General features: G+C 43.4%; 19 protein-coding genes. 8 read left to right on the top strand and 11 right to left on the bottom strand.

What is annotated here, in order from left to right; all coding sequences use genetic code 11:
- Positions 1-29 precede the first annotated feature (29 nt).
- The 4 genes from rpiA to GKZ87_06235 are packed head-to-tail and all read right to left on the bottom strand — an operon-like array spanning position 30 to position 4,445.
- Entirely contained in the window at positions 30-695 is a 666-nt protein-coding gene (gene rpiA / locus GKZ87_06250; GenBank protein QSI27903.1) for a ribose-5-phosphate isomerase RpiA, read from the bottom strand.
- Positions 688-2,091 carry a glucose-6-phosphate dehydrogenase gene (gene zwf / locus GKZ87_06245; GenBank protein ID QSI25110.1) on the bottom strand — a complete coding sequence of 468 codons (1,404 nt, stop codon included), beginning with the start codon at positions 2,089-2,091 and terminating at the stop codon, positions 688-690. Before zwf ends, rpiA begins: the two co-directional genes overlap by 8 nt.
- Entirely contained in the window at positions 2,088-3,500 is a 1,413-nt protein-coding gene (gene gndA, locus GKZ87_06240; protein QSI25109.1) for an NADP-dependent phosphogluconate dehydrogenase, read from the bottom strand. Before gndA ends, zwf begins: the two co-directional genes overlap by 4 nt.
- A 12-nt stretch (positions 3,501-3,512) precedes the next feature.
- On the bottom strand, positions 3,513-4,445 hold the full coding sequence (locus tag GKZ87_06235) for a beta-propeller fold lactonase family protein (protein ID QSI25108.1): 933 nt from the start codon (positions 4,443-4,445) through the stop codon (positions 3,513-3,515).
- 560 nt (positions 4,446-5,005) lie between these two features.
- On the opposite strand from GKZ87_06235, the gene GKZ87_06230 reads away from it, so the two are divergent.
- Entirely contained in the window at positions 5,006-5,965 is a 960-nt protein-coding gene (locus GKZ87_06230) for an Rpn family recombination-promoting nuclease/putative transposase (GenBank protein QSI25107.1), read from the top strand.
- Between the two features lie 410 nt (positions 5,966-6,375).
- Here the strand turns inward: GKZ87_06230 and GKZ87_06225 are convergent, their stop codons facing one another.
- Positions 6,376-7,008, bottom strand: a complete 633-nt coding sequence (locus GKZ87_06225; GenBank protein QSI25106.1) for an ECF transporter S component — start codon at positions 7,006-7,008, stop codon at positions 6,376-6,378.
- A 236-nt stretch (positions 7,009-7,244) separates the two neighbouring features.
- Here GKZ87_06225 and GKZ87_06220 point away from each other — a divergent pair, with 236 nt between their 5' ends.
- Positions 7,245-7,712 (top strand): GNAT family N-acetyltransferase, encoded by a 468-nt coding sequence (locus tag GKZ87_06220; protein QSI25105.1) that lies wholly within the window; start codon positions 7,245-7,247, stop codon positions 7,710-7,712.
- Between the two features lie 170 nt (positions 7,713-7,882).
- On the opposite strand, the gene GKZ87_06215 is transcribed toward GKZ87_06220, so the two are convergent.
- Positions 7,883-8,632 carry a hypothetical protein gene (locus GKZ87_06215; protein ID QSI25104.1) on the bottom strand — a complete coding sequence of 250 codons (750 nt, stop codon included), beginning with the start codon at positions 8,630-8,632 and terminating at the stop codon, positions 7,883-7,885.
- Positions 8,629-9,591 (bottom strand): peptidase S58 family protein, encoded by a 963-nt coding sequence (locus GKZ87_06210; protein ID QSI25103.1) that lies wholly within the window; start codon positions 9,589-9,591, stop codon positions 8,629-8,631. Before GKZ87_06210 ends, GKZ87_06215 begins: the two co-directional genes overlap by 4 nt.
- Positions 9,592-9,800: 209 nt before the next feature.
- On the opposite strand from GKZ87_06210, the gene GKZ87_06205 reads away from it, so the two are divergent.
- Positions 9,801-10,244 carry a hypothetical protein gene (locus GKZ87_06205; protein ID QSI25102.1) on the top strand — a complete coding sequence of 148 codons (444 nt, stop codon included), beginning with the start codon at positions 9,801-9,803 and terminating at the stop codon, positions 10,242-10,244.
- Between the two features lie 57 nt (positions 10,245-10,301).
- Here the strand turns inward: GKZ87_06205 and GKZ87_06200 are convergent, their stop codons facing one another.
- From GKZ87_06200 to GKZ87_06185, 4 genes are all read right to left on the bottom strand, one after another.
- Complete coding sequence (locus GKZ87_06200; protein QSI25101.1) at positions 10,302-12,551, bottom strand: cell adhesion protein; 2,250 nt, start codon at positions 12,549-12,551, stop codon at positions 10,302-10,304.
- Between the two features lie 393 nt (positions 12,552-12,944).
- A complete protein-coding gene (gene nagA, locus GKZ87_06195) occupies positions 12,945-14,069 on the bottom strand; it encodes an N-acetylglucosamine-6-phosphate deacetylase (protein ID QSI25100.1) in 1,125 nt (374 codons plus the stop codon).
- Positions 14,070-14,165: 96 nt separating this feature from the next.
- Complete coding sequence (locus tag GKZ87_06190) at positions 14,166-16,250, bottom strand: elongation factor G (protein QSI25099.1); 2,085 nt, start codon at positions 16,248-16,250, stop codon at positions 14,166-14,168.
- Positions 16,251-16,262: 12 nt separating this feature from the next.
- Positions 16,263-16,934: an ankyrin repeat domain-containing protein gene (locus tag GKZ87_06185; GenBank protein ID QSI25098.1), complete on the bottom strand. Its 672-nt coding sequence runs from the start codon at positions 16,932-16,934 to the stop codon at positions 16,263-16,265.
- Between the two features lie 402 nt (positions 16,935-17,336).
- Between GKZ87_06185 and GKZ87_06180 the strand changes: the two genes are divergently transcribed.
- From GKZ87_06180 to ytvI, 5 genes are read left to right on the top strand one after another with little or no spacing between them, the layout of a single operon-like run.
- Positions 17,337-17,795 carry a MarR family transcriptional regulator gene (locus GKZ87_06180; GenBank protein QSI25097.1) on the top strand — a complete coding sequence of 153 codons (459 nt, stop codon included), beginning with the start codon at positions 17,337-17,339 and terminating at the stop codon, positions 17,793-17,795.
- Positions 17,792-18,427 (top strand): HAD-IA family hydrolase, encoded by a 636-nt coding sequence (locus GKZ87_06175; GenBank protein QSI25096.1) that lies wholly within the window; start codon positions 17,792-17,794, stop codon positions 18,425-18,427. The genes GKZ87_06180 and GKZ87_06175 overlap by 4 nt, the downstream gene beginning before the upstream one ends.
- Before the next feature lie 8 nt (positions 18,428-18,435).
- Positions 18,436-19,248: a hypothetical protein gene (locus GKZ87_06170; GenBank protein ID QSI25095.1), complete on the top strand. Its 813-nt coding sequence runs from the start codon at positions 18,436-18,438 to the stop codon at positions 19,246-19,248.
- Positions 19,245-19,787 carry a CDP-alcohol phosphatidyltransferase family protein gene (locus GKZ87_06165; protein ID QSI25094.1) on the top strand — a complete coding sequence of 181 codons (543 nt, stop codon included), beginning with the start codon at positions 19,245-19,247 and terminating at the stop codon, positions 19,785-19,787. Before GKZ87_06170 ends, GKZ87_06165 begins: the two co-directional genes overlap by 4 nt.
- Before the next feature lie 15 nt (positions 19,788-19,802).
- The gene (ytvI, locus tag GKZ87_06160) at positions 19,803-20,879 is read left to right on the top strand and encodes a sporulation integral membrane protein YtvI (GenBank protein ID QSI25093.1); all 1,077 of its coding nucleotides are present in this window, start codon (positions 19,803-19,805) and stop codon (positions 20,877-20,879) included.
- The last annotated feature ends 416 nt before the right edge of the window (positions 20,880-21,295 follow it).

The following is a 21,295-nucleotide window of genomic DNA, read 5'->3' as shown; positions in this document are numbered from 1 at the left end:
TACGAAACAGTTTTTCTGTATTTATAAGATCACCATATCAGGAGCTCCTTGGCTGAAGCAGTTACACAGGTAGCATCCATGCAGAAGTAGCCGGTTTCCACAACGCCGGCGATATGCAGCAGCTCCTCATGTGCTTCACAAAGTAAACGGTTTTTAGGAAGCAGCACATCCAGGATAAAATTGCGGTTATCGCTGCAATATGCTTGGCCATCCTGCTGACGCTGCTTCACGGTATATCCCTTCGCTTTTAGCCTTCGTATCACAAAGGGTAAGGAGAATGGAACAATTTCAACAGGCAGCGGGTAGGCTTCTATCGTGCTCACCCGCTTGGATGCATCCATGATCCATATGATATGCTCTGCCGCCTCCGCCAGTATTTTCTCACGGACAAGCGCACCGCCACCGCCTTTGATAACCTGCTTCTGCTCATCAATCTGATCAACGCCGTCAATTACCAGATCGATATGATCGACAAGCTTTGGCTCTATGATATGCAGGCCATACTGCTGTGCACGCTGTTGTGAATCCTTCGATGAGGATATGATTTTTAAATGTGTTAAATCCTTACGGGCTCCAAGCTCCTCAATCAGCCAGCGCACAGTACTTCCGGTTCCAAGACCGAGCACCATGCCATCCTTCACATAGGAAGCAGCTTTTTTTGCGCTGCGCTGCTTTTGTTCCTCTGCATCAGACATCACGGTGTCCCCATGCATGATCATGTCGCTGTAAGAGCTCCTCTGCTTCCTTCGGCCCTTCACTGCCCGCCATATAGGTGGTTAAAGGCAGGCGCTCCTTTTGATAACGCTGCTTCAGCTCCTCCACATACTTCCAGCTGCTTTCAATCTGATCCCATTGCGAGAACCAGGAGATATCCCCCTGTACCGCAGCTGCGAGCAGACGTTCATATGCCTCCGGTGTATTGATCCGGTTAATATCGGAACAGCTTTGGCAGAAATCCATGCTTGTCGGCACAATCTCATCACTGTCTCCCGGCTTCTTGATATTAAATTGAAAATAAACACCCTCTGTCGGCTGAATACGGATCAGCAATACATTTGCCGCAACATCCGGATTGGTCTTTTTAAAGGTGATAACAACCTCCATTTCCCGCTCCTTCAGCTTCTTCCCCGTACGGATATAAAACGGAACATTCTTCCAGCGTTCATTATCCACAAACAGACGCAGTGCCGCATAGGTTTCCGTCATGGAGTCATCCGCAACACGATCCTCCTTCTGATAATGAAAATACTGTCCCAAAACAACGCTGTCCGCCATGTCCAGCTGTTCCACCGGACGCAGAGCATGCAGTACATCCAGCTGTTTCTGATGCATATCCTCTCCGAAGAAGGAAGCCGGCTGTTCCATTGCAGTAATACTTAGAATCTGAAACAGATGATTCTGCACCATATCCTTCAACGCACCGCTTTGATCGTAATAGCCGCCCCGGTTTTCCACGCCGACCGTTTCCATCGCACTGATTTGCACGTGCTCGATATACTTCGCATTCCACACATCCTGAAAAATCGGATTCATAAAGCGAATTGCCTGCATGTTGCGTACCATTTCTTTTCCCAGGTAATGATCAATATGGAAAATCCGCTCTTTTGTGAAAAAACGTTCCAAATCCTCGTTTAATATTCTGGCAGATTCCAAGTCCTCACCAAATGGTTTTTCAATGATCACCTTTCCCTTGCAGGCTTTTTCCACCTGTACAAGTCCCTGTGCGATTACAGCAAAGAAACGGGGAGCCACCGCAAAGTAGAAAACATGATGCTGGAGATTATGGTCTTTATAAAAGGTATTCAGAGCTTCATAATTTTCCAGTTTCGTAAAATCCATCCTTACATAGTGAATGCGATTCGCAAACCGTAAAAATTCATCATCCCGGTAGGGAAGGCGGGCAAACTGCTTGATCCAGCTTGCCGCCTCTGCACAATAGCTGTCATGGTCATACTCTCTGCGTCCGATGATGACAATGGAAAAATCTTCTTCCAGCTTACGTTGCGCCTGCAGATTATACAGGGCCGGCAGCAGCTTGCGAAAGGTTAAATCCCCGGTACCGCCAAAAATCGTAAATGTCAGCTGCTTCATGCGGAACGCCTCCATTCATGGTGGAAGCTGCCTTCTTCATCTGTACGTTCATACGTATGCGCTCCAAAGTAATCACGCTGTGCCTGTATCAGATTGGCACCGACATGCCGGGCATGAAAGGCATCCAGGTAGCTGATGGCATTTGCCATTGCCGGTACGGGAAGTCCGCTCAAGACTGCCTGAGCCGTGATTTGACGCAGATTTTTTTCATAGGAAACCACACGCTCCTGGAAGAACTCATCCAGCAGCAAATGGGATAATTGCGCATCCTTTTCATATGCTCTGGTAATTTTGTTGAGGAATTTTGCCTGAATAATACAGCCGGCACGGAAGATGGACGCAATATTTCCTAACGGAAGATTCCAGCCATACGCAGCGCTTGCCTGCTTCAGCAAATCAAATCCCTGTGCATAGGCGATAATTTTAGCCGCATACAGTCCCTGACGAACCTCTTCCGCAAATGCCTCTGTATTGGATATTTCAGCGATTTTGATATGCGGATACCGCTTTTCAGCGATTTTCCTGTTTTCGTTATTGGACATGACACGGGCATTTCCTGCCGCTGCAATCATGGACACATCCACACCCTGCTTTAAGGCTTCTATGCTTGTCCAGCGCCCGGTACCCTTCTGCTGTGCTGCATCCCGAATGCGATCCACCAGCTCACCGTCTCCTTTATCATCACACTCACGGAAGATATCCGCTGTAATGTGAATCAGAAAGCTGTTCAGCTCCCCCTTCTGATATTTGCTAAATACCTCGGCAAGCGCTGCATTGCTCAGATGCCCGATGTGTTTTAACAGCAAATACGCTTCTGCAATCAACTGCATATCGGCATATTCAATTCCATTGTGCACCATTTTGACATAATGTCCTGCCCCATTTTCTCCGATATACGTACAGCATGGAGTTCCATCCTCTGCACGGGCCGCAACCGCCTCCAGAATCGGACGAATTTCCTCATACGCTTCCCTGTTTCCTCCCGGCATGATGCTTGGGCCAAAGCGCGCTCCATCCTCGCCGCCGGAAATACCGACACCAAAGTAATGCAGCCCCTTTTCCTTTAAATCGCGTTCTCTGCGAATCGTATCCTCAAAAAAGGAATTACCGCCATCCAGAATGATATCTCCACGCTCAAGCAAAGGAATCAGCTGCTCAATAATCAGGTCAACAGCTTTTCCGGCCTTCACCATCAGCATGACCTTTCTTGGCTTCTCCAGAGATGCCACCAGCTCCTCCAATGTTTTGTAGCCGGTAAAATTCTCATGCGGCCAGGCTTCCAGCATATGCTTGGTTACTTCATAGCTGCGATTGTAGCCGCCTACCTTATATCCATGGTCTGCCATATTCAATGCAAGACTTCTTCCCATAACCGCAAGTCCTACCATACCAATATTGTTTGTTCTCATATAAATCTCCTCCTATTTGTAAAATACTATGCTGACACCTTCCGGTATCGTATCCGTTTGTGCCCTTTTTTCCAGCATTCCCGTGATACGGTCAATATGGAATACCACCAGATTACCGCTGTTTCGATTAGCGGCAAACAGATAGTCACCCTGTGGTGACAGATTGATATCCCGTGGATGGTCACCACCGCTATCGATCTGCTGCAGTATTCTCCAGCTTGCTATATCAATGACATAAATGCGATTCACACCGCGAACAGAAGCATACAGAGTATTACCGTCAGCACTGATACGGATTGCGGCGCCGCCTCCCTGTTCCTCTTTTTGAAGCAGGGACAGCTTTCTGGTAATCACACCACCCTGCTCCATATTCATTTCAAATATTTCGCAGCTATCCTCACTGATCATATACAAAAATCGTCCGTGATCATCCATTACACCGTGCCGGATTCCCGTACCCTTGGGAAAAGAAATGGCGCGAATCAGCTTCATACTAATTTGATCATACACATAGACACGATCCAGTAAACGGCAGGGTACCAGAATGGTAGAGCCGGTTAATATCGCCTGATGAGAGCCTGCCTCATGCTGTATATGCACGATATGCTCCTCCTGCAGCCCAGCCTCACTCAATCGGTAACGAATCAGGGTACCATCATGATAATTAACAGTATAAACACAGTCCCCATCCTGTACAACGTAACAGGCAGTACTGTTTTCCAGACCTGCATGCAGCTCATTTCCATTCACAAGCACGCAGAGTCCGGCATCTGTCAGCTGCGTTGGAAACGCCAGTCTATTCTTATAATATGACAGATACTTTGCATCCTTGACCGGATAAAACAAATCTGTCTTTACAAACTCCTCTTTCTGCACATCATACAGAAAGGAATAAATTCCCTTCCCAGGTGCATAGGTTCCTACAAAGCCCTTGATTTCATTCATAGTGAATACCTCCAGTATTTACTTTATTTTTTAAAGTCACCTTCTATACCTATCATACAAAAGTATTTCCATAAATGCAAATATCATGCACAAAAGAAAAAAGACTGCTGCATGACCAATATCATTAAATTAAGCTTCTTTAATAAACAGCGGAGATAGGAAATAATAAACGATATCAAGCAATTACCAGGAGGAAGGTATAAATATACAAAAATCAGCTTTTCAATATGATTTGCTTTTATTTTTGTGTTTCTTACCTCTTGTTGGTCATTTTTTTAAATCATATTCATAAGAACGCATAATTTTACATCTATCATCATACATATCCAAATATCCTGACTGGGTAACAACAAGATAACAGATATTTCACTATTCAAATAACAAATTGCCCTATCCTCATTAGCAACTATATACGAGGTCGTTTTGCATATCGTTTTTACTCTATAGCGTAAAAATGTTTTATTATATTTTAATTTTTTTTGAAATTTTTAGGAATTACAACATTTCTTTTCGTATATAAGAGTGTAAGGAATAACCTTGCAGAAACGAGGAAATGTCAAATGACTAGAAAACAACCAGAAGATGTATTGAATTACCGCAATGATTTGTTCTTCAAGTACACCCTCTCTCGTGAGGATGAAGGCTCCATCTTTGCTCGCAACACCATTATTGAACGTGTGACCGGGATACGGGTTAAAGAAAGTACGGTTATGAATCCTAATCTGGACCCCAAGACCATCGGAAAGAAAAAGATTATTTTGGATGTCCACGTAAAGGATGAAAACGGCCAGCTGTTTTGTATCGAAATGCAGACAACGTTTACTGAAACAGAATTGAAGCGCTTTGAGTTTTATGGGGCAAGAGCGCTGAATGATCAGTTAAACAGCGGGGAGAAGTATGAGCTATTGAAGCCTGTACATCAGATAATTTTCATTGATGAATATCCATGGAATAATCAAAACCTGATGAATCACTACCAGATGCGTACCGAAAAGGGAGAGGTGGAGAATAAAAAGGCACTGATAAAACGCAGCTACATACATCTGCCGGTAATCAATGAACTGGTAAGAAAGCAGGGAATTTTGAAGTTGAATGACTTTGAGCAGTTGTGTTTCTTATTTGAAAATAATGAAAATGATGCTATACTAAAAACGAAGGAAAGGCTGGTGAAAGTGTTTATACCCACAGGGCACCAAGTGGAAAAGTACAAGGAAATGCAGAAAAATGAAAAGCTATGGTCAACGGCAATGGCAATTCAGATGGGAGAAGCACGCTATCGCAATGGTCTGAATGACAGCTATAAAGAGGGACTTGAGAAAGGCAGAGAAGAAGGAATAAAGGAAGGGAAAGAAGCAGGGGAGCGACTTATCCTGAACCAGCTGATTGAAAACATATATCATGAAGATGCCACGACATGGCTACAATCACTTACCATCGAACAGCTTAACAGTATCTCTCGTATGATTTTAAGCTGTGATACTTTTGATGAGTTAAAGAAATACGTTTATAACAGCCTTTAATACTTTCTTAGCAAGGACTTTAAAATAACACAAAAAAACGTTGATGACTTTCATAATGTTCATAGTAAAACAAAGCAACATCTAAACAAAATGAATAGATGTTGCTTTCCTCGTGCTTCCTTAATTTCATAATATTGGCGGCAGAGCCTCTGATTCCTTTATATAATACTTCCATACGAGCCTTCTGTATGATGTTTCTAAACCTTTATTCTGTTAACATGCTCCCATTAGAGAAGTTTCGTTTCACAAGCATTCATTTGCATAATTTATTCTAGTAGCGATATAATACCTTGCACATTGTAAAAGGCTACAAAGTTTATTCTATTAACCTTTTAAGTATAATATTTCAGCAAGCTCTATAAAAAAAGATAGAGTCCTCTATCATAAGGTAATCTATCCTTTACTAAACGCTAGCAGTTTCTTCTGTCAAATTTTCTTGTAATCGGCTTAATCGCCTTGCATACAAGCAATGTCGCAACAGCCCCCAAAACAGCCTCTGCAATTCCATTGGTCGCCACAACCCCTAATAACACGGCTATCAGAGTATCATAAGCCACCTTTATGGCATCCGCATACGCAGAGCCAAAGAATATATAAATACCACCTAACACCAGCACAGTGTTCGTAATCGCACCTGTTAATGCTCCTGCAACAATTCCAACAGATTCATTTACACCCCGTTTGCATAGCTTTTCATAAACCAGACCTGCCAGGTAGCCAAGCAGTATACGCGGAATAAATGCAATCAGCAGGCTCATCCAGTTTCCCCCGATACCGCCAATGGTTACAAACGGGGAAAAGCAAAAGGAAGTCAGTGTTGGACGAAAGGTCGCATTCAGCACACTTGTTAAACCAAATACAAAGCCAAGCTGAGCACCCGCCTTCTTTCCTAAAGCAATTCCTGCAATGATAACCGGAATATGCATTGTCGTTGCACTGATTGGACCAATGGGAAGATAGCCCAGAGGTGTGACTACCAGGATGATCTGGATAGCCAAAAACATGGCCATAATGGACATGTACTGCGTTTTTTTCGATTTCATATGTGTCCTCCTACTCTCGCTCTCTTACAGATGCGATGTTTATCGAAAGATGTCCATCCATATTGTCCCATTTCTTACAGGTCACAAGCGGATCCTGCAGAAATATCTTCTGTATATGAAGGACGCCTTTATTATAATACAATTCCCAATGTCTGCCAATCAATTTGTGCAATAATTCACATGATACCGATTACATTTTATATGCTATACTGTTTTTGAAACAGGGAGGTTTTTCAATGAATGCAAACGATATTTCTATTATCACTCTGCAGGAGCAGCCACACCTTCTGCATACAGCCGCAACTTGGTTTCATGAAAAATGGGGCATCCCTTTATCTGTCTATGAGGAAAGCATGCAGGCATCTATTGACAGCACCTCTTTACTACCGCGCTGGTACATGCTTGTGGATACTTGCGGAGCGGTGATTGCAGGTGCTGGTTTGATCGCCAACGATTTTCATGAGTGTACGGAATTGACGCCTAATATCTGTGCGTTGTATGTGGAAGCCACCTGGCGGGGAAAGGGGCTGGCAAAAAGGCTGCTGGATTATATCCGAAAGGATGCCGGCTCCTATGATATTTCGCGACTTTATTTAATTACCAGTCATACCCGGTTTTATGAAGCCTGCGGATGGGAGTTTTTTTCAATGATTAAAGAAAATGACGGCACAGTAACGCGTATGTACACCGCCTCTACTCTGTAAATTCGCAAGCAGACGCTCAATACAACTGTCATTCCCGTATGCTTCTGTTTACCTGATGCATCTGTTTTTTCAATCTACACCTTATTCATGCAGCAATCAACAAGTAAAAAAAGGACAGTATCCATTGCATGAAACAAAAAGGATACTGCCTTTATTTAGAAAGTGAATTCCTATATCGTTAACACCTTTTCCATCAGATGCAGACGGGCGTAGCCCTCTAGCTCCTGCAGCAAGCCCAGATCACGATATCCGTGATTTATAAACCATTGCATAGGGCCATTGGGAAATGTACCAAGCTCATCACTGATGACAAGTATTCGCTGATAGCTCTTTTTCAATTCTGCTTCCAGCTGTTTCAAGGGCCAGGATTTATAATCTGCCTGTTCACTGGAATGATATACGCATGTTAGAAATGCAGTATGTGCATCCCTAGGTATCGGATAAGGAACCTTTAAAGACGGCAGCCATTCCACACCGCCCACAACATTTCCATCAATCCGATGCAGTAAGCCAAAGCGTGATACGCCACAGGAGCAAAGAAACGCTGCTTTTTCCTCCATTTGTCCATGCTGTTCACACAAGGTACAGCCCTGCCCTGCCAGCTGTATGGTGTCTTTTGTCAGAGGAATCAGCTCTCCTCTTGCCTCATGATTAGATTGCGATAGTAAAAACGGCTCCTCCTTTATTAGCTTTTTATTTCGAACTGCTTCCAATATTTCTGCATTCACCGGGCCGTACCAGGGGATGGTATCATTAAACACGGTGAGAAACGGATAATACAGCTGCTTCTGTAAGGCGACATCCTCACGCTTTGTAAAATCTATACAGGTTACCATATCCTTCCTATCCTTGTGAAACAGCTCAAGCATTTCCACAATGATTGGACACTGGACGCCCCAATGATAAAACGTTATCTTCATACAATATCCTGATGGGCAGGTAGTCCGTAAGCACTCTGCGCATGCAGAACAGCGCGTTTGATAGCTTTTGCCATCATTTCCGTTGCCAGCATACCGACAGCATCTGCCATAACTTCAACCTCTCCGCTGCTCAATACAAAAATAGAATCTCCATCACTCATGGTATGTACAGGATGAATGGCTCTTGCATAGCCGTTGTGTGCTATTCCTGCGATTTTTGTACACTGCGCCTTATCCAGCTTTGCGTTGGTAACGATGCATCCGATTGTCGTATTTCCCTCCGGCAGCTTACGCATGGCATCCATTTGTTGAAATAATACATCCTCTGCCTTTAACATGGTGTTACTATTCGCATCATAAACACCGGCAAGCAGTTCATTTGTCTCATAATCCACAACATTTCCGCATGCATTCACGGCAACGATTGCAGCAACCTGTAAATCGCCAACCTGGATGCCGCAGGTTCCGATACCACTTTTCATCGCCCGTTCAAAGCCAAGCAGCTTACCAACACTCGCTCCTGTTCCAGCACCATGATTGCCTTCCAAAACCGTATCATTTTCCGCATCCACACATGCCGCATATCCCATTTCCTTATCCGGCCGTATGTGTGCATTTCCAACAGATAAATCAAACAGGCTTGCACCGCAGACAATGGGAACCTTCGCTACCTGCATATCAAAGCCTGCATCGTGCTCCTCGAGATACTGCATAGCACCGCTGGCTGCATCCAACCCATAGGCACTGCCTCCGCTAAGCATAACTGCATGTATTTTTTGAACCATATTGATAGGATGAAGCAGATCTGTTTCTCTTGTCGCAGGGCCGCCGCCACGCACATCCACGCCGGCAACTGCCCCCTCCTTGCATAAAATCACGGTGCATCCGGTTCCTGCCTCCGCATTTTCAGCCTGTCCAACCTGAATCCCCTTGATATCTGTAATTTTTATTTCTTTCATGTTTGCTCACCTCTGCTTTAATTGTAGCATATCCTGCTGTTATTTTTGCAAAAGTTTTAAAGAACAGCAGAATTGGATTCTTTAATTATTATTGTTTGGCATAAGCACTTTCTTGACTCTGACACACTGTCATAGTATATACTTATTGCATAAACAAAGGCGTTTCTGAATTGGATGCCTGCAGTTTTCACAAGACCAGGAGGATACTCATGAAAGAATGTAACGAATGCTATAGCCAACACAGTCGCATAACCCCTCTGCGAAAGCCACGGGAATGTCTGGAAAACCATCTGCAGTACATATGTGGTACCTGTGGCCGCTGTATCTGTGTGAACGCAACGAAAAGCAGCGGTCTGCAGCGATGGAATTTCCCTTTTACAACATTGGAAGTCGCAAAGCTCTATCTGCGCAGTGCAGATGCCACAGAGCATACAAGCTGTGGTATTTATGAAATAACAGACAAAAACGGCAGAAAGTCTTATAAAATTTTTCGTGCAGAAGCCGATTTGCTCATATTTTTACAAAGGAACAAGGACAAGACCTGTTCCAGCCTACAGCCTGTTTACAAGAGAGCATCCTATGAGCAGTTTCCAAATACAGAAATAAGAAGACTGCGTGCTGATGAAGTAGAACGGTATCTAAAGGAGCAGTAGCTTTCGCAATACTACGTATTATAACCATATAAAAACCGGATTGCTCCGGTTTTTAGTTTATTTCATAAGCTGTTTTCTTTTTCGCTGTACAGCAATAATTCCCATGGAAACTAGTCCTAATAACGCAAATGCTGTAAACAGTCCTGCACTTGTCGTATCTCCTGTATCCGGTGTATTCTTATCACTAGACGGTTTTTCCGGTGTAGCTGTAGGTTTTTCCGTAGCTGTAACCTTTTCATATACCGGCTTAACTAACAGATCTTTTGTGACCTTTGAGAAATCCGTATCCCATTTCACAAAACGGTAGCCTTCCACAGCTGGTGCAACAGGTGCTGTAGCTGCACCGTTAGCATTCACCTTTTCGACTTTCAAAACTGCACCGTTCATATCCACGAATACTACATTATATACAGTAGTTTCTAGTTCTGGTGTAGGTTGCGGATTTGGTGTCGGATCAGGATTTGGTGTAGGTTCCGGTTTTGGATCCGGTGTTGGTGTTGGTTCTTCTGCTTTCTTATCTACATATACCAATGCATACGTAGAGAAAAGATTTGTATCAAACGTTAGTGCACTACCATCCTTATTCATGGTAGTATCCAGCATGGTAACCTCGCCATTATGTACGCGCATAACTTTGAATTCTCTTCCTTCTGCCTGCAGCTTTTCCGGAATAGCAATCATAAAGGTTACTTCTTGCGGCAATTTTGTGACATTACCCAATACCTGGGTGTCTGTCTTAATCAATACATTGATATCCAGATACATTGCTACAGAAGCGCTTGCTTTATCTTCTGATACTAATGTTTTCAATTCCTTCTGAATTTTTTCAGCATCAGCTTTGATTTCTGCTTTATTCGTATCTGCTTCTTTTACTTCTGTAGAAACGGTAATGCTTTCTCCTTTGTTTACCGCTTCAGCTACTGCTTTGATAGTTTCAGTAGAAGCAAAGTCCTTTGTGCCTGATACAATCTGATCAGCAACATTTTTCAAAATTTCTCCTGCTTTTTCATCACTTATACCAACAGTAACTTCCTCAACCGGTTTAGAGGTATCAATAGAAGGCAATTCTTCCACTTTTACAGGCTTTGTAACAGTTACCTTACATTCAGCTTTAATGCCACTTTCAGTTTTTGCAGTAATGGTTGCAGTTCCAGCAGCAACTGCTGTAACCTTACCGTCTTTAACGGTAGCAATCTTTTCATCACTTGATGACCAGGAAACTGTTTCAAGTGTATCTGTTGGGGTTAAGGAAGCTACTAGTGTTTTGCTCTGTCCTTCTTCAACTGTTAATTCAGTGTTAGAAAGAGTAACCTTAGAAGCTAATGGAGCTACGGTATAATTACCGTCAGAAGCAAATGCTCTATAGTTATCCTCTACAAAAGCAGATGGATCAGAATCAAAGGTACCACCTGAAACCTTTACATGATCTTTTGCTTCCAGCCATTCAGATGCTGTATCTTTTGACCAAGTATATGCAAGAAGTCCTTCACTATGTGTAGATTTAAAAACCCCACCAGTAATTGTCACACTTGGTACAGAGCTGTAGCCTGCTCTATTGACAACAGATACAGCAGCACCGTCAGGTACTGCACCATCACTGGTTTTACTTGAACGCTCATCTTCCCCTGTTCCTTCAATCACTCCACCACTGATGCTTACTACAGAAAGATTTCCTGCGCATAGCTGAATTCCGAGATCCCCACGAATAATACCACCATTGATTGTGATAGTTCCTGTTTGAGGATGATAGATAGCTGCTCCTGTTCCATCAGGGTCATTATTTAAAACATTACCGCCATTGATTGTAATCTCGGTTCCATTCTGATTTAAACCGTTACCAGAAATACCATACCAAGACCCCTTCAATGTGCCGTTATTCAGAATTAGTTTTGAATTGATAAATACACCTACAGCGCATTGGTGTCCAAAGATTGAACCTGTCCCCACGCTATCATTTACAGTTAATTTTGAGTTATATAACCGTAATGGTGCAGCAGTATTTTTAATAGTTTCATTTAATACCTGAGTTATATTTTTACCATTTAATTCTAATATAAACGCTTTGTCATGTACATCTATATTACCTGTTAAATCCATATTATCAAGTATCTTGATTGTCTGATCATTTTCTACTTCCTGAATAGCCTCAGCCAATGTCGCATATTCTTTGCCGTTGATTTCAGCCACAGCGTTGGAGACTTTTTCCACTGTCTTAGCTGTTTCAGTCTCAGCAGCAAACAACGTGGTTGGTGTTATGCATACAGCTAACAATGCAGCTGATGCAAGTACTTTTACTAATTTTCTCATACAGTATGTATTCCTCCTTTTACCATCTTCCATAACATTTAAACATTAAAAATTTATATTTCTTACCCCTCCCATCTCTAAACGTATACATTTCTGCATATTCAAAAAATGGGCGGTTTTTATGAAAAAGTTAACTTTTTTCGTAAATAACGTCTAAAAAAGCAGGATTTTAAGCCTGCTTTCTGTTATCTCTATTGGTATACGTTTGAATACAACTATAGTATAGCTCTTAAAATGTCACTTTGCAAGAGTTGTTTTATATAAACCATTGTATGATGCCTATATGATATCCTATGTAAATCCTATGATATATAAGGGCTTTGTGACTTCTGTACAATCCGCAATCGCGGTATGCTTTCCCACTCTTTCTCTTCTATCGTAGCTGCTATGTGACTACTGAAAGCACGCTTTCTGCCATACCTGTTTGATACAGAAATTCTCATCCATAAGAATTAAATCTGCATCATAGCCAGGCTCAATCGACCCCTTTTTCCAGCCATACAGCTTTGCCGGATTATACGCAGCCATACGCACAGCACTTTCCATACTGCAGCCGGTAAACGTACACATATTACGCAGCGCTGTATTCATCGCCAATGTACTGCCGGCAATGCGGCCGGTTTCCTTCACTGTCGCTTTTCCGTTTTGAATGATGATATCCTTTCCACTAAACGGATATTCTCCATCAGCTACCGCCTTGTACGGGTTAGCATCACTGATTAAAATAATGCGGTCATCTCCCAACGCACGATATGTCGCATGTACCACATCCGGATGCACATGAAACCCATCCGCAATCAGTTCACACATCAGCGTTGAAATCATTGCACCTGTCACGACCCCCGGATTGCGGTGCTCATGCTGGCTCATTGCATTGTAAAGATGCGTGATTCCCTTAGCACCTGCGTTTTGAGCTTGCAGCACCTGCTTTGCATCTGCCATACTGTGCCCGATATTCATGACAATGCCTTTCTCTGCTCCCTCGGCAATTAACTGCTCTGCATGTAAAAGCTCGCAAGCTATCGTCATAGATGCAATATGGGAAGAAGCCTTCAAAAACTGTGAAAATTCTTCAAAATCGGGCAACCGCAAATATTCTTCCTTCATTACAGCCTTCTGCTTCCTGTTCAGATATGGTCCCTCCAGATGGATACCGAGAAAAGGCTCCTTAACCAGAGAATCCAGTACATGCAGACGCTCCATTGTCGCCTCATGATTTTCCACAACCAGGCTGGAGAGAAAGCCGGTAACCCCCTCTGCCTGCTCCAGACGGATAATTTCTTCCATATCCTCTGCCGCGCAGGTATTAAAATCAAAGCCTCCGATGCCGTGGGTATGCGTATCCATCAGACCAGGCGATAAATACAAGCCACCAGCATCGATCACCCGGTCACACACAGAGGATTCAGATTCATCGCATATGCACTCAATACAGCCATCGCTGATTATAACGGTCCTCTCACAAATCTGACGTTTTGCATTCAATATAACCCTTGCATTTATAATTTTCGTTTTCATACTGCCTCCTTATCTCCTACACCCTGCAGTCTTCTGTATTGCATGACTCAGTTCAATAAAACACGGGAACCTGGTATTCCAGATCCCCGTATATGTCTATTCTTCTGTTTCCTTCTTATGCTGAGCAATGATTCCATCTGCGATATTGGACGGAACCGGTTCATAGCGGTCAAAGCTTTGTGAATACACACCACGTCCCTGTGTCATTGCACGCAGCTCAATTGGATATTTTTGAATCTCTGCCAACGGTACCTGTGCAGTGATTTCCTGATAGCCGTCAACCATATCCATTCCCATGATTGCCCCGCGGCGCTTATTGAAATCACCGATGATCGTTCCGGTAAATTCATCCGGCACCTTTACTGTCACATTCATGATCGGCTCCAGCAGAATCGGCTTTGCCTCCGGAATCCCTGCCTTATAGGAAAGACGGGCAGCCAGCTTAAATGCCATTTCACTGGAATCGACATCGTGATACTTGCCATCCAGCAGCGTAGCCTTAATATTGACAACCTTGTATCCAGCCAACAGACCATGCTGCATACACTCGCGAAGTCCGGTTTCCACAGCCGGGAAATACTGGCGCGGTACAGCTCCTCCGAATACCTTTTCTTCAAATACCATTTCTTCCTCATCCGGATTTGGTGAAAATTCCACAAATACATGACCGAATTGTCCATGACCGCCGGATTGCTTCTTATGACGTCCCTCACCGACAGCCGTTTTACGAATCGTTTCATGATATGGCACCTTCGGCGTTTCCAGGCGTACCTCTACCTTATATTTGTTTTTCAGCTTGTTTAATACGACGTCAATATGCTGATCTCCGATTCCATAGAGAACCGTCTGTTTGGTTTCCTTGTTGTTTTCCAGGCGCAGCGTCGGATCCTCCTCAACCATTCTGGCAAGTGCATTGCTCATTTTGTCCTCATCATTCTTGGAATTCGGGAAGACAGCCATAGCAAGCATCGGCTCTGAGAATTTGATAGGATCTACAAGATAGTGTTTTCCCTTCTCACACAGGGTATCGTTGGTCTGCGTAACCTGCAGCTTAACTACTGCACCGATATCACCGGTAAACAGCTTTCCGACGGCCGTCTGATGCTTACCCTTAACAATGAATATCGTTGAAATTTTTTCGTTTTGTTCCTTTGTTGCATTATAAACAACGGAATCACTGCTCATAACCCCTGTCAGTACCTTAATATAGGAGATACGACCGACAAACGGATCGACAACCGTTTTGAACACCTGGGCGCATAGTGTTTCCTTCTCATTTGTTTCCAGCATAACCGGCTCGTTGCTTTCCGCATCGGTAACCATTACGCTTCCCGCTTCCCCATACGTAGGGAAGTATTTCACAATCAAATCCATTAAGCGCTCAATACCGACACTATGGGTGGCACTTCCACTGTAAACTGGACGGATTTCTCCATTTCGTACACCGAGGCGAACCCCTCTTGTCAGCTCTGCTTCACTAAATTCCTCACCGCTGAAATATTTTTCCATCAGCTCATCGTCACTCATAGCGATAGCCTCTGCAATCTGATTCTTATACTCGGCAACGATATCCTGCATATCCTCCGGTACCGGCTGCGCCTTGTTTGGATCAGCCAGCGGACCTTCAAAATACCAGGCCTTATCACGCAGAATATTTACGGAGCCTATGGTCTTACCATTTTCCATGATAGGAACCTCAAACGGGATAACGCTTTTTCCAAAGGTATCGCGCAATACAGAATACGCTTGATCAAAGGATGCATTTTCCTCATCCAGCTTGTTTACAAAGAAGATGGTTGGAATGGAGCGCTTCTGTGCTGCCTCCCATGCCTTAATGGTACCAGGCTGTACAGCATCCTTCGCATCCACAACAATCAGCGCACTGTCACCTACCGCAATGCCTGCTTCCGCACCACGGATAAAATCTGCATATCCCGGTGTATCAATAAAATTGATTTTGCAGTCCTTCCACTCAATCGGTACAAGCGATGCATAAACGGAAATCCCGCGGCGGATTTCTTCCGGATCATAATCGATCAGCGAGCTTCCCTCACTGGTCACACCAAAGCGGTCACTTGCTTTTGTATAATACAGCATGCTTTCCATAACGGCTGTTTTTCCAACACCGCTATGTCCCAGTACGACTACGTTTCGTACCTCATGGCTCAGATAGTCTCTCATACAGCGACCCTCCTACTTCAGAATCGGCTTCAGCTGAGCCAGACAGTCTTCCCGCACATAGTGAACTGCCTTATGACCTTCCTTATCGATCAAATCCTTATCAGCACCATTTGCCAGAAGATCCTCTACAAGCCCTACATAGCCGCCATATGCTGCACGCATCAGTGCCGTACAGCCATTGTTATCACAGAGATTCACATCCGCATTCCGTTCGATCAGCATACGGATCACATCCTTTTTAAATGCCACACAGGCCTCCATCAACGCACTTCTTCCCACTTCATCCTGCGCATTGATTTCAGCACCGGCATCCAGCAGCACCTCAACACAGCGATCATGTCCCAGAAAAGCCGCACGCATCAGTGCCGTTCTTCCACGATCGTCTGATTTATTTACATCTGCACCGGCCTCGATCAGCTTCTTACAGATAGTTTTATTTCCTTTTTTGGCTGCGCCCATAATGGCTGTCTTTCCTTTATTATCTTCCAGATTTACCTCTGCACCATTATCCAGCAGCACTCTTACGATATCCTTGTAATCACGCTTTGCAGCACGCATCAGACCCGTTCTTCCATCACCGTTCTGATAGTTGATGTCAGCACCCTTTTTGATTTCGGCACATACCGTCGCAAAATCACCGTTTGCACATGCATCCCAGAATGCTTTGTTGAATTTCTGATCCATTTTAATTCCTCCTTTAGTTTACTGAATCATCTGAATAAAAAAACGGACGCAAAGCAATCGCACTTTACATCCATTCTAAGGCCGCGAAGAAACTACGTACATCTTCATCCGGTACGTCAGGAAACGCTCTGTCTACGTCAGGTTTTTTCATGATTCGATTTGCTGTCATAGACAATCGCCCCTTTCCTTCATCATTTCTAGTATAGTTATATTGTATCTTATTTTATGATTTTTGCAAGCGATTTCATACATAATTTTATTGATTTTTTCATTTAACGGAAAATGAAAATTTTTCACAAATTTATCTGCAGGCTTCCTTGCAATACCAAAGCCCATTGACATCACTGTCTGCCGGTTGTAAAATATGTAAATCACATATAATAAAGGAAAGGAAGCGACGCTATGGATATCACACTGTATGAACAACAGATAGAAGAACTGAACCGGAAGCTGATGTTTCAGCGCTCCCGCTATCTGAAGGATGAATATGAACACTATCACATAACAGACATGCAGTATTCCGTGCTCTCTTATATACAGCAGCACCCAGGTATCACGATTGGGGCTGTCGCAAAGGCCCTGCATACCGATGCCGGCAATATGTCCGCACTCTGCAAAAGGCTGGAGCGAAATGGCTATCTCAACCGCAGGAAAAGTGAGCGGGATGAGCGCAGTGTCGAGTTGAGACTGAGTGAGGAAGGAATGCAGTGTGTGCAGGCAATCGTTTGTAAGCTGCAGATACATTATGAGGAGCAGTGGAAACAATACAATTATAAGGATAAGGAAATGATTGGCAAAGGACTGGAAAAGCTGAATCAGTTTCTGGATACGATCATGGGAAAGGAGAAGAACATTCGATGATAAAAAAAGGAATCTTATTTGATATGGATGGAACCCTGATCAACACCTACGAAAATATAAATTTCAAGCAGGCACTGAGTGAGCTGAAAACCGTTCAGAAAACACTCATACTGAAAATACTAAAATCCAGAGTACGCAGCTTTGCGGAAATGGAAGCACGTATTTTGCAGGAGGTGGATGACCCAGTTGAGGGAGAAGAGCTGGTGCGCAGAGTGAGCGACTTTCTGCTGGAGCATTATGACAATGCCCCATTGAAAAAGGATGCGCTGATTTTCCTGCAATATCTGAAGCAGAAAAATTATAAAATCTGTCTCTGCACCAACAATGCAACGGAAATCGTTTCCCATATATTAAAGGAAAAGCATATAGAATCCTATTTTGATTATGTCGTAACCTCTCAGCAGGTGACGCGCTCCAAGCCGGATCCGCAAATGTATCTGGAGGCATTGCACAATATCAGGCTCAGGGCTGAGGATTGCATCGTATTTGAGGATACGGAAAACGGTGTGATGGCAGCACGGAATGCCGGAATTGATGTCATCGTGGTGAATGACAAGGAAAAACGCAAATACAGCGATGCCCGCATGACAATTCGTGATTTCGCTGATGTGCGTTTATATCAGGAGTTTTAAAGGACGCTATGGAAATCATACTATACTTTTTCCTGTACAGCTTTTTCGGCTGGCTCTGTGAATGCATCTACTGCAGTATCCCTGCTCATAAATTTATCAACCGCGGCTTTCTCGCCGGCCCCTATTGTCCGATCTATGGCTGTGGTGCACTCGTGGTTCTGCATATTCTGGATCCCTTCGGCTACAGCGCCTCCCTTATGTTTGTTATGGGAATGATCGTGACAAGTGCATTAGAGTATATAACGAGCTGGGGTATGGAGATTCTCTTTCATACGAAGTGGTGGGATTATTCCACGTATCCGTTTAATATCAATGGGCGCGTCTGCCTGAAAAATTCCCTGCTGTTCGGGTGTATGGCTTTAGTCGTCTACTACCTTGTGCACCCGGCCGTAAGAGACCTTGTGAATTTGTTGTCCCCTCTGTCTCAAAGCATCGTATGCGTGGTGGCAGTGCTCGGCTTTTGCTATGACCTGTTCACAACAGCGCTTGCCTTGTTACGCAAGAACAAGGATTTTCAGGAAATCGAAGAAAGTATCCGCGAGCTGCGACAGGATTTCAGCAATGCCAGTATCTTGTCTTTACAGGATAGTTTAAGCGATGCCCTGACGCGTGTTCTGGATTCCACAAATGCGGATGACATACTGCTGGAGCATATTGATAAGCTGCGGGAGCGGATTTCCCGTTTTCACGACAAACGTAAACGCACCCATAGCCGGTTACAAAAGGCTTTCCCGACAAGAATTGAAGCCATATCGCGTATCAACGCAGAACGTCTGTTTTCGATTATCAATGAACGACGGAAAAAGGAGGATGAGAAATGAAACGTAACGATGTCCTGACGATTCCCAATCTTCTGACAGGAATCCGCATACTTCTCATTCCTTTTTTTCTATACTGTTATTTGAACAGACAGGAAGCAACTGCCGCACTTGTGATTATCATATGCGGTATCACAGATTTTCTGGACGGATTCATTGCCCGAAGATTTCATATGGTATCTGAATTCGGGAAAAAGCTGGATCCGATAGCGGATAAGCTGCTGCAGCTTGCCCTGCTTCTGGCATTGCTGTTTCGTGTAGATCACATGATATGGCTCTTTCTGCTGTTTCTGGTCAAAGAGGCATCCATGCTGATCTGCTGGCTGCGCCTAACACGCAAAGGCGGCTATCTGAATGGTGCTTTATGGTTTGGCAAGGTATCCACAGCAGTCTTCTATGTAGCCATGGCGGCAATGCTTCTGCTTCCGATACAAAATACAATCTGGTCAACCCTGCTCATGCTCGTTACCGGTGCCGCACTTGCGATGAGCTTTCTTATGTATATGGCAACCTATTTCCGCATGTTTCAAGAACACAAATAAAAAGGAGGAATCCTTATGAATACCGAAAAACAGAGAGCCTTTATCATTCATTTTGTTTATATTTGTATCATCATCACATTGCTGTACGTCTTTCTGCGCTATGTCATATATGCCATTATGCCCTTTCTTATCGGTTTTCTGATTGCCTTTATGCTGCGTCCGCTGATTAAAAAGCTGACTGCGATGAGCGGCGGGCATGAACGACTGTGGTCTACAATTGTGATTCTGCTATTTTATACAACGATCGGTGTCTTTGTGACCCTGCTTTCCATGAAGGGCTTTGCCTTTCTAAAGGATTTTGTAGAAAATATACCAAGGCTGTATCAGGAAAATCTGGAGCCGTTTCTCAACGATACGCTTGGAAATGTGGAAAGTGTATGGAAGGAGGTCGATATCACCAGTGCGCAGGCGATTCAGTCCTTCCTGGATGGTCTGCAAAGCTCCTTATACAGTATCATTTCCTCGATATCAAAAAGTCTGGTATCTATGTTTACCGGCGCAGCCGCTTCCCTTCCTAACCTTGTTATCTCCTTCTTCTTCGCTATAATCTCCTCCTTTTTCTTTAATGCAGATTATCAGCGTATCATTTCCTTTATCATACGGCAGTTACCGGAAAAGGGGGCACAGATCGTATTCACCGCCAGACATTACTTCACGGATACGATTGCGAGCTTTGCACTTGCCTATGGGAAAATTATGCTGCTGACCTTTCTGGAGTTGACCATAGGTCTATATGTTCTGGGAATTGAAAATGCCCTGGTCATCGCTTTCTTAATTGCCATTTTTGATGTACTGCCAGTCCTTGGAACCGGTGGTATCATGATTCCCTGGATTCTCATCTGTTTTCTGAATAACCAGATAAAAACGAGTGTCGGGCTGCTGATCCTGTATCTTATCATAACAGTCATACGCAATATTATCGAACCGAAAATCGTCGGTAAACAGATTGGTTTGCATCCCCTGCTGATGCTGCTGTGTATGTATTTGGGAGCGAAGCTGTTCGGCTTTCTTGGTATTTTCATCCTTCCAATCCTTATACTGATACTTCAAAACTTAAATGACAACGGCATCCTTACCATATACAAATCGTAATTCTCATTTTCTGACATCATCCAGCATATTATCAAGAGCATCGTGAGGTGTTCTTTTTTTCATAGATTTTTACTCCATATTTTATTATTCCTTTTATGAATTCTTTCCCTACTTAATATATTTTTCTAATGCATAATTTCCTAATGAGTAACTTTTTCTAATGAATATCTTTTTCTTTCCTTATGAATTATTTTTTCTTATGAATTATTTTCTTAGTATTTCTTCTTCATATAATTTTTTACTTCTCATGAAATATTGCTTTAAATGGATATTTCTTATATAGCTTTTTGCATCTCATGAATATTTGTGTTTATGGAATATTTGCTCTTGCCGGTTTTTGCAACGTATGAATTTCTTCCTTATATATGTAAGGTATCGCAAATGCAAAAGCAATCACGTATCAGAAACACGGTAAA

This window comes from Erysipelotrichaceae bacterium 66202529 (genome assembly GCA_017161075.1).
Taxonomy (GTDB): domain Bacteria; phylum Bacillota_I; class Bacilli_A; order Erysipelotrichales; family Erysipelotrichaceae; genus Clostridium_AQ.
Note: the sequence above shows the minus strand (reverse complement) of the source record. Positions and strands in the feature narration are given on the sequence as shown.